General features: G+C 67.9%; 9 protein-coding genes. All 9 read left to right on the top strand.

Annotation, left to right across the window (positions count from 1 at the left end; all coding sequences use genetic code 11):
• The first annotated feature begins 416 nt into the window (after positions 1–416).
• Positions 417–2120, top strand: coding sequence for a glycine/sarcosine N-methyltransferase (locus MOQ72_RS09165; protein WP_242181942.1), 1704 nt, complete (start codon positions 417–419; stop codon positions 2118–2120).
• Positions 2121–2195: 75 nt separating this feature from the next.
• Complete coding sequence (gene metK, locus MOQ72_RS09160) at positions 2196–3398, top strand: methionine adenosyltransferase (RefSeq protein ID WP_308197860.1); 1203 nt, start codon at positions 2196–2198, stop codon at positions 3396–3398.
• A 137-nt stretch (positions 3399–3535) separates the two neighbouring features.
• Positions 3536–4510, top strand: coding sequence for a carbohydrate kinase family protein (locus tag MOQ72_RS09155; protein WP_242181940.1), 975 nt, complete (start codon positions 3536–3538; stop codon positions 4508–4510).
• Between the two features lie 21 nt (positions 4511–4531).
• The gene (gene metH, locus MOQ72_RS09150) at positions 4532–8098 is read left to right on the top strand and encodes a methionine synthase (RefSeq protein WP_242181938.1); all 3567 of its coding nucleotides are present in this window, start codon (positions 4532–4534) and stop codon (positions 8096–8098) included.
• 50 nt (positions 8099–8148) lie between these two features.
• Positions 8149–9606, top strand: coding sequence for an adenosylhomocysteinase (ahcY, locus tag MOQ72_RS09145; RefSeq protein ID WP_242181936.1), 1458 nt, complete (start codon positions 8149–8151; stop codon positions 9604–9606).
• Positions 9607–9635: 29 nt separating this feature from the next.
• Positions 9636–10529 (top strand): methylenetetrahydrofolate reductase, encoded by an 894-nt coding sequence (locus MOQ72_RS09140; protein WP_242181934.1) that lies wholly within the window; start codon positions 9636–9638, stop codon positions 10527–10529.
• A gap of 680 nt (positions 10530–11209) precedes the next feature.
• Positions 11210–12553 carry a wax ester/triacylglycerol synthase family O-acyltransferase gene (locus MOQ72_RS09135; RefSeq protein WP_242181931.1) on the top strand — a complete coding sequence of 448 codons (1344 nt, stop codon included), beginning with the start codon at positions 11210–11212 and terminating at the stop codon, positions 12551–12553.
• A 56-nt stretch (positions 12554–12609) separates the two neighbouring features.
• Complete coding sequence (locus MOQ72_RS09130; RefSeq protein WP_242181929.1) at positions 12610–14067, top strand: carboxylesterase/lipase family protein; 1458 nt, start codon at positions 12610–12612, stop codon at positions 14065–14067.
• 91 nt (positions 14068–14158) lie between these two features.
• Positions 14159–15616 (top strand): carboxylesterase/lipase family protein, encoded by a 1458-nt coding sequence (locus MOQ72_RS09125; protein WP_242181927.1) that lies wholly within the window; start codon positions 14159–14161, stop codon positions 15614–15616.
• The last annotated feature ends 93 nt before the right edge of the window (positions 15617–15709 follow it).

Raw genomic sequence — 15709 nt, 5'->3', positions numbered from 1 at the left:
ATACACAGGTTGATGACGTTCTGCACTTGCGCGATCGTTACCTGTGCAGAAAATGCGCCGAATCGGCGCTGGTGGCAGCGCATTTATTCACCCAGGGTGACAATGCGAATCACGCAATCATCGTATTCTGGTGATTAGTGTCACACGTTTGTACGCTTGCATCGCGATCTCCTTCGCCTAGTTTGGTTAATCGACGCAGGAATAAGCGTCGGGCTGGTCGGCAAAGGTGCCGACTGGCGGGCGATCGGCGTAGGTGTTGCGGCCTTGAGCGTTTCTCGGCTGCCCACGCCGATCCAGGCGTTGCCTTTTTTCGCAGTGGCGACCCGGCACGGGCACGGACGAGCTCGGGGCACGGACTTTTCGCGTACCCGGGTGCTGCGGTGGCGCATGACCAACGCGAGTGGTGGGAGTGAAGAATGGCCAAGAGCGTGGACGATCTTGCTTCAGGCGAACGCCCCGGGTCTCCGGATACCGCTGATCTGGTGGCCCGCGAGGAGCAGGTGTTCGGCGAGAACCCGTTGGACGTGCGCGAATCGGACCATTACACCTACGAGTACGTCGGTGGTTTCGTCGAAAAATGGGACGAACTGATCGACTGGAAGAAGCGGTACCAGAGCGAGGGTTCGTTCTTCATCGATCAGCTCAAGGCACGCGACGTCCGCTCGGTGCTGGACGTGGCCACCGGCACCGGCTTCCACTCGGTGCGGCTGCTGGAGGAGGGCTTCGAGGCCGTCAGCGCCGACGGTAGCCCGCAGATGCTGGCCAAGGCGTTCAGCAACGGCCTCACCTACGGCGGGCACATTTTGCGCGTGGTGCACGCCGACTGGCGCTGGCTGAATCGTGATGTCCACGGCGAATACGACGCGATCATCTGCCTGGGCAACTCCTTCACCCACCTGTTCTCCGAACGCGATCGGCGCAAGGCGCTGGCCGAGTTCTACGCGATGCTCAAGCACGACGGTGTATTGATCATCGACCAGCGGAATTACGACGCCATTCTGGACAACGGGTTCTCCTCGAAGCACACGTATTACTACGCCGGTGAGGACGTCTCCGCGGAGCCGGATTACATCGACGAGGGCCTGGCCCGGTTCAAGTATACTTTCCCGGACCGATCTGAATTCTTCCTGAACATGTATCCGCTGCGGAAGAACTACGTGCGGCGGCTGATGCGCGAGGTCGGTTTCCAGCGGATCGACACCTACGGTGACTTCCAGGAGACCTACCACGACGACGAACCGGACTTCTTCATTCACGTCGCCGAGAAGAAGTACCGCCCGGACGAAGAACTGTCCGATGTGTACTCCACCGCGGTGCACACCGCGCGGGACTACTACAACTCCGAGGACGCGGACAACTTCTACTACCACGTCTGGGGCGGCAACGACATTCACATCGGCCTTTACCAGACCCCGGACGAGGACATCGACACCGCCTCGCGCCGCACCGTGGCGCGGATGGCCGAGAAGGTCGAAATCACCCCGGACACCCGCATCCTGGACATCGGTTCCGGCTACGGCGGCGCGGCCCGCCACCTCGCCAAGACCTACGGCTGCAAGGTGGCCTGCCTGAACCTCAGCGAGGTCGAGAACGCCCGCAACGTCGAGTTCAACCGGGCCGCCGGGCTGGACGAGCTCATCGAGGTCAAGGACGGTTCCTTCGAGGACATCCCGTTCCAGGACAATGCTTTCGACATCGTCTGGTCGCAGGACGCGATCCTGCACAGCGGCGACCGGGAGCGGGTCCTGGAGGAGGTGACCCGGGTGCTCAAGGGCGGAGGTTCCTTCATCTTCACCGATCCGATGGCCGCCGACAGCGCCCGGTTGAAGGACCTGGGCCCGATCCTGGCCCGGCTCAACCTGGACACCATGGGCTCGCCCGGCTTCTACCGCCGCGAGCTGGCCCGGCTCGGCCTGCAGAACTTCGAGTTCGAGGACTTGACCGAGTACCTGCCGACGCACTACGCGCGGGTGCTGGAGGTGCTGGAGAGCCGGGAGGCGGAGCTGGCGGACCGGATCAGCGACGAGTACCGGACGAAGATGAAGACCGGGCTGCAGAACTGGGTCGCCGGTGGCAAGGCGGGCAACTTGGCCTGGGGGATCATCCACGCTCGGGCCTGAGACCCCGGGACAAGAAAACGCCAACTACCGTACGCAAAGATCGAAGCCGCATCAGCTGTGAGGTGAGGAGCAGTCGTGAGTGAGATCAACCGCAGGTTGTTCACCAGCGAGTCGGTGACCGAGGGACACCCGGACAAGATCTGCGATGCGATCAGCGACGCTGTGCTGGACGCGTTGTTGGCTCAGGACCCGCGCTCGCGGGTGGCGGTGGAGACCATGGTCACCACCGGTCAGGTGCACGTAGCCGGTGAAGTGACCACGGCCGCCTACGCGGACATCCCGACCATCGTGCGGGAGAAGATCCTGGAGATCGGGTACGACTCCTCGGCCAAGGGCTTCGACGGTGCCTCCTGCGGCGTGAACGTGGCGATCGGGTCGCAGTCGCCGGACATCGCGCAGGGTGTGAACACTGCCCACGAGTCGCGCGTGGAGGGCGACAGCGACGAGATCGCCCAGCAGGGCGCTGGCGACCAGGGCCTGATGTTCGGCTACGCCTGCACCGACACCGACGAGCTGATGCCGCTGCCGATCGCGCTGGCGCACCGGCTCGCCCGGCGGCTGACCAAGGTCCGCAAGGACGGCGTGCTGCCGTACCTGCGGCCGGACGGCAAGACCCAGGTCACCATCGAGTACGCGGGCGACCAGCCGGTTCGGCTGGACACCGTGGTGCTGTCCACCCAGCACGCCGCGGACATCGACCTGGAGGGCATGCTCACCGGCGACATCAAGGCCCAGGTCATCGACCCGGAGCTGGAGCGGGTCGGGCTGGACGCCACCGACCTGCGGCTGCTGGTCAACCCGACCGGCCGGTTCGTGGTCGGCGGCCCGATGGGCGACGCGGGGTTGACCGGGCGGAAGATCATCGTGGACACCTACGGCGGCATGGCCCGTCATGGCGGTGGCGCGTTCTCCGGCAAGGACCCGTCGAAGGTGGACCGCTCGGCGGCGTACGCGACGCGGTGGGTCGCCAAGAACGCGGTGGCCGCTGGCCTGGCCAGCCGCATCGAGGTGCAGGTGGCGTACGCGATCGGCAAGGCGGCTCCGGTGGGTCTGTTCGTGGAGACCTTCGGCACCGAGAACGTCGACCCGGTCAAGATCCAGGCGGCGATCAACGAGGTCTTCGACCTGCGCCCCGCGGCCATCGTGCGTGACCTGGACCTCTTGCGGCCGATCTACGCCCAGACCGCGGCGTACGGTCATTTCGGGCGCGGCGATGTCGACCTGCCGTGGGAGCGCACCGACCGGGCCGAGGCGCTGAAGAGCGCAGCGGGCATCTGACGTCGATCGACGAGGCTGTCGCGCAATACTGCGGGGCGTGGTGGACCGCGCCCCGCAGTCGGCGTGGCGGCCCAGGTCCAGTAGAGCTTCGAGGTCGGCGCCGTCGCGGCGGCCGACCCTGGTGAAGGAGTGTTGCAGTGCGGATTGCGGTGACCGGTTCGATCGCCACCGACCATCTGATGTCCTACCCCGGTAGGTTCACCGACCAGCTCGTGGCTGATCGTCTCCAGCAGGTGTCGCTGTCGTTCCTGGTCGACGAGTTGGAGGTGCGGCGCGGCGGGATCGCGGCGAACATCACCTTCGGTCTCGGCCAGCTGGGCGTGGGTTCGGCCCTCGTCGGTGCGGTGGGCCGCGACTTCGACGAGTACCGCGCGTGGCTGGAACGGCACGGCGTGGACACCGGCTCGGTGCACGTCTCCGAGACCAAGCACACCGCGCGGTTCCTGTGCACCACCGACACCGACCTCAACCAGATTGCCTCGTTCTACGCGGGCGCGATGGCCGAGGCGCGGGAGATCGAGCTCAAGCCGGTCGCCGACCGGCTCGGCGGCCTGGACGTGGTGGTGATCTCCGCCAACGACCCGGACGCGATGCTGCGGCACACCCAGGAGTCCCTGGACCGCGGCTACCCGTTCCTCGCCGACCCCGGCCAGCAGCTGGCCCGGATGGAGGGCGAGGCGATCCGCAGGCTGGTCGAGGGCGCCGAATACCTGTTCACCAACGAGTACGAGCACGGTCTGCTGCTGCAGAGCACCGGCTGGACGCACGCCGAGGTGCTGGAGCGGGTCGGTATCTGGGTGACCTCGCTGGGTCCCAAGGGCGTCCAGGTGGAGTCCCGGACGGAGCCGACCGTGCAGGTCGCGCCGCCGAAGGAGAAGCAGAAGGGCGACCCGACCGGAGTCGGTGACGCGCTGCGCGCCGGGTTCCTGGCCGGTTTGACCCACGACCTGGGGTTGGAGCGGTCGCTGCAACTTGGCTGCACGTTGGCGACGGTGTCGCTGGAGACCGACGGGCCGCAGGAGTACCAGGTCGAGCGGGACTCGTTCGTCGCCCGAATCGCCGAGGCATACGGTGACACCGCTGCGGCAGAGGTCGAGCCGAAGCTTCGCTGAGGATGGGGGAGTAGCACGGGCATGGCAGAGCGGCAGCACGATCCGAGCGGGTTCCTGGCCGCCGTCGGGGAGCGGGTCCTCGTCGCCGACGGTGGCATGGGCACCGCATTGCAGGGCTTCGACCTGACGTTGGACGACTTCGCCAACCTGGAGGGCTGCAACGAGATCCTGAACGTGACCCGGCCCGATGTGGTGTCCTCGATCTACCGGGGCTACCTGGCGGCGGGATCGGATGCGATCGAGACCAACACCTTCGGCGCGAACCTCGCCAACCTCGGCGAGTACGACATCCCGGAGCGGATCCGGGAGCTGGCCGAAGCCGGTTCGGTGCTGGCCAGGCAGGCCGCCGACGAGTACTCGACCCCGGACCGGCCGCGGTTCGTGCTGGGCTCCGTCGGGCCGGGCACCAAGCTGCCGACGCTGGGCCACGCGCCTTACACCACGCTGCGCGATGCCTACGTCGAGCAGGTGCTCGGCATGCTCGACGGCGGCATCGACGTGGTGCTGGTGGAGACCTCGCAGGACCTGTTGCAGACCAAGGCCGCGATCGTGGCTGCGAAGCGGGCGATGGCCCAGGCCGGGCGGCAGGTGCCGATCATCGCGCAGGTCACCGTGGAGACCACCGGGACGATGCTGGTCGGCTCGGAGATCGGTGCCGCGCTGACCGCGCTGGAGCCGCTGGGCATCGACCTGATCGGGATGAACTGTGCGACCGGTCCGGCCGAGATGAGCGAGCACCTGCGGGTGCTGGCGCAGAACTCGCGGGTGCCGATCTCGGTGATGCCCAACGCCGGTCTGCCGCAATTGGGCCCCAACGGTGCGGTGTACCCGCTGCGGCCGGACGAGTTGGCCGAGGCGCTGGCCGGGTTCGTCAACGACTTCGGCGCCCGGCTGGTCGGCGGCTGCTGCGGCACCACCACCGAGCACGTGCGCGCGGTGGTCGAGGCGGTCGGCGCGTTGACGCCCGCGCCGCGCGTCCCGGACTACGTGCCGTCGGTGGCGTCGATGTACCAGGCGGTGCCGTTCGAGCAGGACGCCTCGATCCTCAACATCGGTGAGCGGACCAACGCCAACGGTTCCAAGGCGTTCCGCGAGGCGATGCTGGAGGGCCACTACGACGACTGCATCGAGATCGCCAAGGCCCAGACCCGCGAGGGCGCGCACATGCTGGACCTGTGCGTGGACTACGTCGGTCGGGACGGCGCGGCGGACATGCGGGAGCTGGCCGGTCGGTTGGCGACCTCCTCCACGCTGCCGATCATGGTCGACTCCACCGAGCCGGAGGTGATCCAGACGGGTCTGGAGCACCTCGGTGGCCGCTGCGCGGTGAACTCGGTGAACTACGAGGACGGCGACGGCCCGGACTCGCGGTTCCAGCGGGTGATGCGCCTGGTCGCCGAGCACGGCGCGGCGGTGGTGGCGCTGTGCATCGACGAGGAGGGCCAAGCCCGCACCAAGGAGTGGAAGCTGCGGGTCGCCGAGCGGCTGATCGCCGACATCACCGGCAACTGGGGGCTGGGCGAATCCGACATCATCATCGACTGCCTGGTGTTCCCGATCTCCACCGGTCAGGAGGAGGTCCGCAAGGACGGCATCGAAACCATCGAGGCGATCCGGGAGCTCAAGCGCCGCCATCCCGAGGTGCAGACCACGCTGGGTCTGTCCAATGTGTCCTTCGGGTTGAACGCGGCGGCGCGCCAGGTGCTCAACTCGGTGTTCCTCAACGAGTGCCGGGAAGCCGGGCTGGACACCGCGATCCTCAACGCGTCGAAGATCCTGCCGATGAGCAAGATTCCCGACGAGCAGCGGCAGGTCGCCCTCGATCTGGTCTACGACCGGCGTCGCGAGGACTACGATCCGTTGCAGAAGTTGATGGAGCTCTTCGAGGGCCAGACCGCGAAGTCCAGCAGCGCTTCGCGGGCCGAGGAGTTGGCGAAGCTGCCGCTGTTCGAGCGCCTGGAGCGGCGAATCGTGGATGGCGAGCGCAACGGCCTGGAAGCGGACCTGGACGCGGCGATGGCCGAGAAGCCGCCGTTGGGGATCATCAACGAGAACCTGTTGGCGGGTATGAAGGTCGTCGGCGAGTTGTTCGGCTCCGGGCAGATGCAGTTGCCGTTCGTGCTGCAGTCCGCCGAGGTGATGAAGGCTGCCGTCGCCTACCTGGAACCGCACATGGAGAAGGACGATTCCGGCGGCAAGGGCAAGCTGCTGCTGGCCACCGTCAAGGGCGATGTGCACGACATCGGCAAGAACCTGGTCGACATCATCGTGTCCAACAACGGCTACGACGTGGTCAACATCGGCATCAAGCAGCCGATCAACGCCATCCTGGAAGCCGCCGAGGAGCACCGGGTCGATGCCATCGGCATGTCCGGGCTGCTGGTGAAGTCCACTGTGATCATGAAGGACAACCTGGCGGAGATGAACGCCAGGGGCGTCGCCGAGAGGTACCCGGTGCTGCTCGGCGGTGCGGCGCTGACCCGGTCCTATGTGGAGCACGACCTCGACGAGCTCTACCAGGGGGACGTGCGTTACGCCAAGGACGCCTTCGAGGGCCTGCACCTGATGGACCGGCTGATGTCGGTCAAGCGCGGTGACAGCCCCGCGGAAGACGCGGCGGAGGAAGCGAAGAAGGCCGAGCGCAAGGCACGCCGCGAACGGTCGCTGCGCATCGCCGAGAAGCGCAAGGCCGAGCAGGGCGCGGAACCCGAATACGACGACACCACGCGGTCCGATGTGGACGCCGATGCGCCGGTGCCCACACCGCCGTTCTGGGGTTCGCGGGTGATCAAGGGCATCGCGGTCGCCGACTACCTGGCGCTGCTGGACGAGCGGGCCACCTTCTTCGGGCAGTGGGGCCTGCGCGGCGCGAAGAAGGGCGAGGGACCGTCCTACGAGGAGCTCGTCGAGTCAGAGGGCCGACCGCGGCTGCGGCACTGGATCGACGAGCTGTCCACCGCGGGCATCCTGCAGCACGCGGCCGTGGTCTACGGCTACTTCCCGTGCGTGTCCGAGGGCAACCACGTCGTGGTGCTGGACAAGGACGAGCCGGATGCCCCGGAACTGCACCGCTTCTTCTTCCCGCGGCAGAAGCGCGACCGACGGCTGTGCCTGGCCGACTTCTTCCGCAGCCGGGAGCAGGCCGAGCAGACCGGTCAGGTGGACGTGCTGCCGATGCAGCTGGTCACCATGGGCCAGCCGATCGCCGACTACGCCAACGACCTGTTCGCCCGCAACGCCTACCGGGATTACCTGGAGGTGCACGGCATGGGCGTGCAGCTCACCGAAGCGCTGGCCGAGTACTGGCACCGGCGCGTCCGGCGGGAACTGCGGTGGGCCTCCGGCGGCTCGGTGGCCCAGGACGACCCGGCCGACGTGCAGGAGTTCTTCAAGCTCGGCTACCGCGGCGCGCGGTACTCCTTCGGCTACGGCGCCTGCCCGGACATCGAGGACCGGGCCAAGATCGTCGACCTGCTGGAGTCCGAGCGCATCGGCGTGGTGCTCTCCGAGGAGTTCCAGCTGCACCCCGAGCAGTCCACCGACGCGATCATCGCCCACCACCCCGAGGCGAAGTACTTCAACACCTGATACCGCTGGTCCGACACCCGTAACCAGATGGGGAAACTAGAAAGGAAACCATGAGCGCGAAGCTGCAGCAGGCAGGCGGCCTGGAGTTCGCCGTCAAGGACTTGGCGCTGGCCGAGGCCGGGCGGCACCAGATCCGGCTGGCCGAGCACGAGATGCCGGGTCTGATGGCCACTCGCAAGGAGTACGCGGCCGCGCAGCCGTTGAAGGGTGCGCGGATCGCCGGTTCGCTGCACATGACCGTGCAGACGGCGGTGCTCATCGAGACCCTGGTCGCGCTGGGCGCTGAGGTCCGCTGGGTGTCCTGCAACATCTTCTCCACCCAGGACGAGGCCGCGGCGGCCGTCGTGATCGGCCCGAACGGCACTCCGGAAAAGCCCGAGGGCGTCTCGGTGTTCGCCTGGAAGGGCGAGACGCTGGAGGACTACTGGTGGTGCACCGACCAGCTGTTCCGGTTCGGTGACCAGGGCCCGAACATGATCCTCGACGACGGTGGCGACGCCACCCTGCTGGTGCACAAGGGTGCGGAGTTCGAGGCCGCCGGTGCGGTGCCGCAGGCCAGCGCCGACGACCCGGAGGAGTACAAGGTGATCCTGGCGACGCTGCGCGACAGCATCGCCGCCGACGGCAAGCGGTTCACCAAGATCGCGGGCGAGATCAAGGGCGTCACCGAGGAGACCACCACCGGCGTGCACCGGCTCTACGAGCTGGCCAAGACCGGTGACCTGCTGTTCCCGGCGATCAACGTCAACGATTCGGTCACCAAGTCCAAGTTCGACAACAAGTACGGCTGCCGCCACTCGCTGGTCGACGGCATCAATCGCGCCACCGACGTGCTCATCGGCGGCAAGGTCGCGGTGGTCTGCGGCTACGGCGACGTGGGCAAGGGCTGCGCCGAGTCGCTGCGCGGACAGGGCGCTCGGGTGATCGTCACCGAGATCGACCCGATCTGCGCCCTGCAGGCGGCGATGGACGGCTACCAGGTCGCCGTGCTGGACGACGTGGTGGAGACCGCGGACATCTTCGTGACCACGACCGGCAACTTCAACATCATCACCGCCGAGCACATGGCGAAGATGAAGCACCAGGCGATCGTGGGCAACATCGGCCACTTCGACAACGAGATCGACATGGCCGGTCTGGAGAAGGTGCCGGGCGTCCGCAAGCAGGAGATCAAGCCGCAGGTCCACGAGTACGTCTTCGCCGACGGGCACTCGATCATCGTGCTGTCCGAGGGGCGGCTGCTCAACCTGGGCAACGCAACCGGGCACCCGAGCTTCGTGATGTCGAACTCCTTCACCAACCAGACGATCGCGCAGATCGAGCTGTTCACCAAGCCGGGTGAGTACGACAAGCAGGTCTACGTGCTGCCCAAGCACCTCGACGAGAAGGTCGCGAGGCTGCACCTGGACGCGCTGGGCGTCAAACTCACCAAGCTGACGAAGGAGCAGGCCGCCTACATCGGCGTTGACGTGGACGGCCCCTACAAGCCAGACCACTACCGGTACTGATCGATTTCTCGTTGAGAAGGAGACCAGGCATGACTCGGGTCATCGACCGGCTGCGCCCCGGACAGACGGTGTTCTCGGTGGAGTTCTTCCCGCCGAAGTCCGACGAAGAGGAACGCCAGCTGTGGCGGGCCATCCGGGAGCTGGAGCCGCTGGACCCGGCCTACGTGTCGGTGACCTACGGCGCGGGCGGGTCCAGCCGAGACCGCACGGTGCGCACCACCGGTCGGATCGCCAGCGACACCACCCTGGTGCCGGTGGCGCATCTGACCGGGGTGAACCACTCGATCGCCGAACTGCGGCACGTCATCGGTTCGTACGCGGCCGAAGGCATCCGCAACGTGCTGGCGATCCGCGGAGATCCGCCGGGCGACCCGATGGGCGAGTGGATTCCTCATCCGGAGGGCATCACCTACGCCGAGGAACTGGTCCGGCTGGTGCGCGAGTGCGGTGACTTCAGCGTGGGCGTCGCGGCGTTCCCGCACATGCACCCGCGTTCGCCGGACCTGGAGTCCGACATCCGGCACATGGTCAACAAGCTGCGGGCCGGGGCGGACTTCTCGGTGGCGCAGATGTTCCTGCAGCCGGAGTACTTCCTGCGGCTGCGGGACCGGCTGGCGCAGCGGGGCTGCCACCAGCCGCTGCTGCCGGGGATCATGCCGATCACCACGCCGCGGGTGCTGGGCATGACCACGCAGCTGAGCAACATGACGATTCCGGATGAGGTGTCGGCGGTGCTGGATCCGCTGCGCGAGGACGCGGCCGGGTTCCGGGCGGCCGGGCTGGAGCTCACCACCCGGCTCTGCGAGAAGCTGATCGCCGAAGGCGTACCGGCGCTGCACTTCTACAGCCTCAACCGGGCCAAGGCGACCCGCGAGGTGGTGGCCAACCTCGGGTTGGCCGATGGCGTCCTGAAGGCCGCCTGACGTCGGGACCGAAACCCCGCCGCCCCCAGCGATGGCCTGGGGCGGCGGGGTTTCGCGTACCGGGGTTGGCCGACCCTCGCCGGGTTCGGCATTCCGAGTGAGGTTGGTCACGCACCGAGGCTCCGGGTTCCGGTCCGGCTTGTGCGCGGTGTCATCGATCCGCTCACCGGGAACGCGCCGTTCGGTCGCGTTGCATGCTTGTGGGTGAGGCGGGCGCGGCGAATTGGCACCCACCGCAGTGATCAATGTCCGCTCCGGGGCCCGGCTGGGTTGCGTGCGCCGGTACTCGATGTTCCACTTTTTCGCTAGGGCCGACGCGCGCTCCAAGTGTTCCCCGAAGTTCATTTCGGACTATTGTCGCGTCTCCAGGTGCGACGGTGCACTGGATCAAACCGGCCCGGAAAAATGCGCCGTCGAGTGCCGCCCCGCGACCGGAAGGACCACGTCAGTGCTGTTGCCGCCAGCGTTGCCCAGACTCGCAGACCCGCCAGTGGAAAACGAATTCCTTTCCACCTCCGCCGGGCGATCATTCGAGCCGCTCGGTGATCAGCTCACCGCCTGGATCTGCCGATCGCTAGGGGTTTCGGAATCGGAAACCGCTTCGTAACCCGGCTGACCAAAATTGCGAATTACCTAATTGTTCCGGCAACATTCCCGAATTCGTGCGGTGAGGTGCGGCGATGGCGACGACATGCGAGGTCAGCGCGCTCGACTGGGCGTTCCTGTGCCTGGAGCAGGACACCGCGCCGATGCACGTCGGTGCGGTAGCGGTGTTCCACCCGACGGAGCCGGTGGATCCGGTCCGGCTGGCGGGACTGCTGGCGGAGCGGGCCCAGCGCATCGCCAGGTTGCGGCTGCGGCTCGCCCAGTCGTGGCTGCCTGGCCAGGCCCATTGGGCGGAAGCGCCGGACTTCGACGCCGCGCGGCACGTGCACCGCCACCAGGTGCCCTCACCAGGCGGTCGCGAAGAGCTGGCCGCGCTGGTCGCGGAGTTGCTCGCGGACCCGCTGGACCGGCGTCGGCCGCTCTGGGAACTGCACCTGATCACCGGGCTGGACGGGGATCGGTTCGCGGTGCTGGTGAAGTTCCACCACGCGTTGGCCGACGGCCGGGACGCCGTCGAGATCGGTCTGGGCCTGCTCGACGGTTTCGCGCCGGGTCCCGCCGCCGAGGCGCGGCCGGAGGTGCCGCGCAACCCGCTCGGCGGTGCGCTGGAGATGTTCCGGAGTCCGCAGCAGTTGGTCGACACGGTGCGCGGGACGCTGTCCAAATCTGGTGAGTCGCTGGTCATCGCTTCGTCGGTGCTGCGCAACATGCGGGTGCCGATGCCGGATTCCCCGCTGCGCGCCGCGTCCTCGATGGCGCGGCGGGTGGCGTTGATCCCGATCGATCTCGCCGATCTGCGCCGGATCCGCGCCCGCCATGGCGGCACCACCAACGACGTGATGCTCGCGGTGCTCGCCGGGGCGTTGCGCCGCTGGCTGAGCGCCCGCGGACATCCCGTCGAGGACTTGCCGGCGCGGGCGCTGATCCCGGTGTGCCGCCGCCGCGGCGGCAACGGCACGCGCGGGAACAACCAGCTGTCGGGTTATCTGTGCGATCTGCCGGTGGGTGAGCCGGATCCGGTCGCGCGGTTGCGCGCGATCCGGGCGTCGATGGGCTGCAACAAGAGCGCGGGTCCGCTGCGCGGTCCCGGTGCTTTCCCGGTGCTGGCCGGTCGGGTGCCGCAGATCGTGCACCAGGTGGCCACCCCGCTGGCCGGTCAGGGCGCGGCGCTGCTGTTCGACACGGTGATCACGAACGTGCCGCTGCCAGCCTTCCCAGCAGCGCTGGCCGGGGCGGAGTTGGCCGAGGTCTACCCGGTGGCCCCGTTGGCGGTAGGGCACGCGTTGGCCGTCGCCGTGTCGCAGTTCCGCGACACCGTGCACGTCGGCGTGCAGGCCAACCGTGCCGCGCTACCGGACTTGGAGAAGCTCAGCGAGGCGCTGCCGCTGGCGGTCGCCGAACTCGACGACCGGTCGTGAACATGCCCGACCGATTACGCCCGACACGGCCGCGGTTTTGGTGGTTGTATGGCGGCATGGATCTAGTGGTGCGGACCGAGTACGGCGCGGTGCGGGGCGCCGCCGATGGTGAAGTGAGCGTTTTCAAGGGAATTCCGTACGCGGCGCCGTTGGACGGCCCGCGCCGGTTCCAGGCGCCGGTGGCACCGCAGCGGTGGGAGGGCGTGCGGGACGCGTCGGCGTTCAGCGCGTCGGTGCCGCAGCCCGCGATGGGGCTGGGCCTGCCGAGCTTGTGGCAGCCCGGCGACAGCACCGACTGCCTCAGCGTCAACGTGTGGACTCCGGACCGCGGCGGCGGACTGCCGGTAATGGTCTGGATCCACGGCGGCGCGTTCATGGCTGGCGGCAGCGACAGCCCGGCCTACGACGGATCGCTGCTGGCGAGTTCCGGCGTGGTCGTGGTGACGGTGAACTACCGGGTCGGCTACGAGGGTTTCGGCTGGGTGTCCGACGCACCGGCCAACCGCGGCATCCTGGACCAGTTGGCCGCGCTGCGGTGGGTGCGCGACAACATCACCTCGTTCGGCGGCGATCCGGACAACGTGACGATCTTCGGCGAGTCGGCCGGTGGCACCTCGGTGGGCGTGCTGGTCGGCGGCTCGGCCCGAGCTGGGTTGTTCCGCCGCGGCATCGCGCAGAGCATCGGTTCGCTGTTCTGCGACGAGGACGAGGCTCGCAAGATCGGCGATCTGATCACCGGCCAACTCGGCGCTCCGACCACCGCCGAAGGATTGGGCGCGCTGCCGCCGGAGGTGTTCCACGGCGCGCAGGTGTCCGCGATGGTGGAGATCGGTCAGAACCGCTCGGCGTGGACCAACTCCACACCGTACGGGGTGGTCCTCGACGGCGACGTGCTCGCCGACCTGCCGTGGGTGGCGCTGCGTTCCGGTGCCGGTCGCGGCGTGGATCTGATCAGCGGTTTCAACACCGACGAGGGCAAGCTGTTCACCGCGGACCTCCCGGCGGAGCAGCGGGACCCCGCCGAGATGGCGCGCGGGCTGCGGTTGGAGCCGTCGGTGCTCGACGAATACCGCACCCGGTACTCGGGCATCTCCGACGCGGATCTGCACACCCTGCTGCTGACCGACCAGTTGTTCCGGATTCCCGCGGCGTGGTGCGCCGAGGGCCACGCCGAAGCCGGTGGCCGCAGCTACCTGTACGAGTTCGCCTGGCCGAGCCCGGCACGTGACGGCGCGCTGGGAGCCTGCCACGGGTTGGATGTGCCGTTCACCTTCGGTGTGGCCGAGAGCGAGCTCACCCAGCCGATGTTCGGCGCCGAGGTGCCACCGGACTTCGCGGTCCTGTCGGCGGAACTGCGCAAGGCGTGGACCTCCTTCGCCGCCACCGGCGATCCGGGCTGGCCCGCTTACACCGCCGCTGAGCGCCGGACGCGGGTGTGGAACGTGCCTGCCACGGTCGTCGCGGACACGATCAAGCCATCCCGCGAGATTTGGCAGCGCTACCTCCCGGCGTGACGGATCGAGGACCGGCGAAGCGCTCATCCGCGCGTTCCCAACATCGGGAAGCAACCCGACAAATCGCCCGCCAGCATGGTTGTATGGCGGCATGGATCTTTTGGTGCGGACTGGTAACGGCGCGGTGCGTGGCACCACCAGCGGTGGTGTCTTCGTGTTCAAGGGGATTCCGTATGCCGCGCCGTTGGACGGGCCTCGTCGGTTCCAGGCGCCGGTGGCCCCGGATTCTTGGGACGGGGTGCGGGACGCCTCGGCTTCCAGCGCGTCGGTGCCGCAACCCGCGATGGTGCCGGGCATCCCGTCGCCGTGGCAGCCCGGTGACAGCACCGACTGCCTCAGCGTCAACGTGTCGACGCCGGATCTCGGCGGCGGGCTGCCGGTGATGGTCTGGATCCACGGTGGCACGTACCTGGGTGGGACCAGCGACAGCCCGACCTTCGACGGGTCGCTGCTGGCGAGTTCCGGCGTGGTGCTCGTGACGGTGAACTACCGGGTCGGCTACGAGGGTTTCGGCTGGGTTTCGGACGCTCCGGCGAATCGCGGCGTCCTGGACCAGCTCGCCGCGTTGCGCTGGGTGCGCGACAACATCAGCGCGTTCGGCGGTGACCCGGACAACGTGACGATCTTCGGCGAGTCGTCCGGGGCGACCTCAGTGGTGACGCTGGTCGGCGGATCCGCCCGGCAGGGCCTGTTTCGGCGTGGCATCGCGCAGAGCGTCGGTTCGCTGTTCTGCGACGAGGACGAAGCCCGCAAGCTCGGTGAGCTGATCACTGGCCAACTGGGCGTTGCCGCGACGGCCGAGGCGCTCGGGACGCTGCCGTCCGAAGCGGTACACGCGGCGCAACTGGCTGTGATGGCGGAGATGAGCCAGAACCGCTCGGCGTGGACGAATCCCACGCCGTACGCGGTGGTCCTCGACGGAGAGGTGCTCGACGACCTGCCGTGGGCCGCGCTGCGCAGCGGCATGGGCCGAGGGGTGGATCTCATCAGCGGGTTCAACGCCGACGAGTGTCGACTGTGGACATTGGACTTGCCCGTGGGGGTCCTTGATCCGGCCGCGCTCGCGCGGGACCTGCGACTGGCGGCGTCGGTGGTGGACGACTACCGGTCCGGATACTCGGGAATCGCGGACGCGGATCTGTACACGCTGATGCTCAGCGATCAGCTGTTCCGGATGCCGTCGCTGTGGTGCGCCGAAGGGCATGCCACCGGGGGCGGTCGCAGCTATGCCTACGAGTTCACCTGGCCGAGCCCGGTGCGCGATGGCGCTTTCGGGGCCTGCCACGGGTTGGACGTGCCGTTCACCTTCGGCGTCGCCGAAAGCGGGGTCGGCCAACCGATGTTCGGCGACGAGGTTCCGCCCGACTTCGAGCGCCTGTCGAGCGAGCTGCGCGAGGCGTGGGTGGCTTTCGCCGCAACCGGTGATCCGGGTTGGCCCGCCTATTCGATGGCCGACCGCCAAACCCGGATCTGGAACGTCCCGCCCACGGTGGCCGCCGATCCGATCAAGGCTTCCCGCGAGATCTGGGAACACCACTTCCCGGCGTAGCACCCCCGGAACTCGCGTCCTGCCGTTTGGTTAACGTGGGGGGCGGAGCGGACGGAGGCGTCATGAGCGAAAATTGCTGTTCCCTCGCTCATG

The organism is Saccharopolyspora soli (assembly GCF_022678645.1).
Lineage (GTDB): Bacteria > Actinomycetota > Actinomycetes > Mycobacteriales > Pseudonocardiaceae > Saccharopolyspora > Saccharopolyspora soli.
The sequence above is the reverse complement of the archived record's forward strand: the minus strand, read 5'-3'. Positions and strand labels throughout refer to the sequence as shown.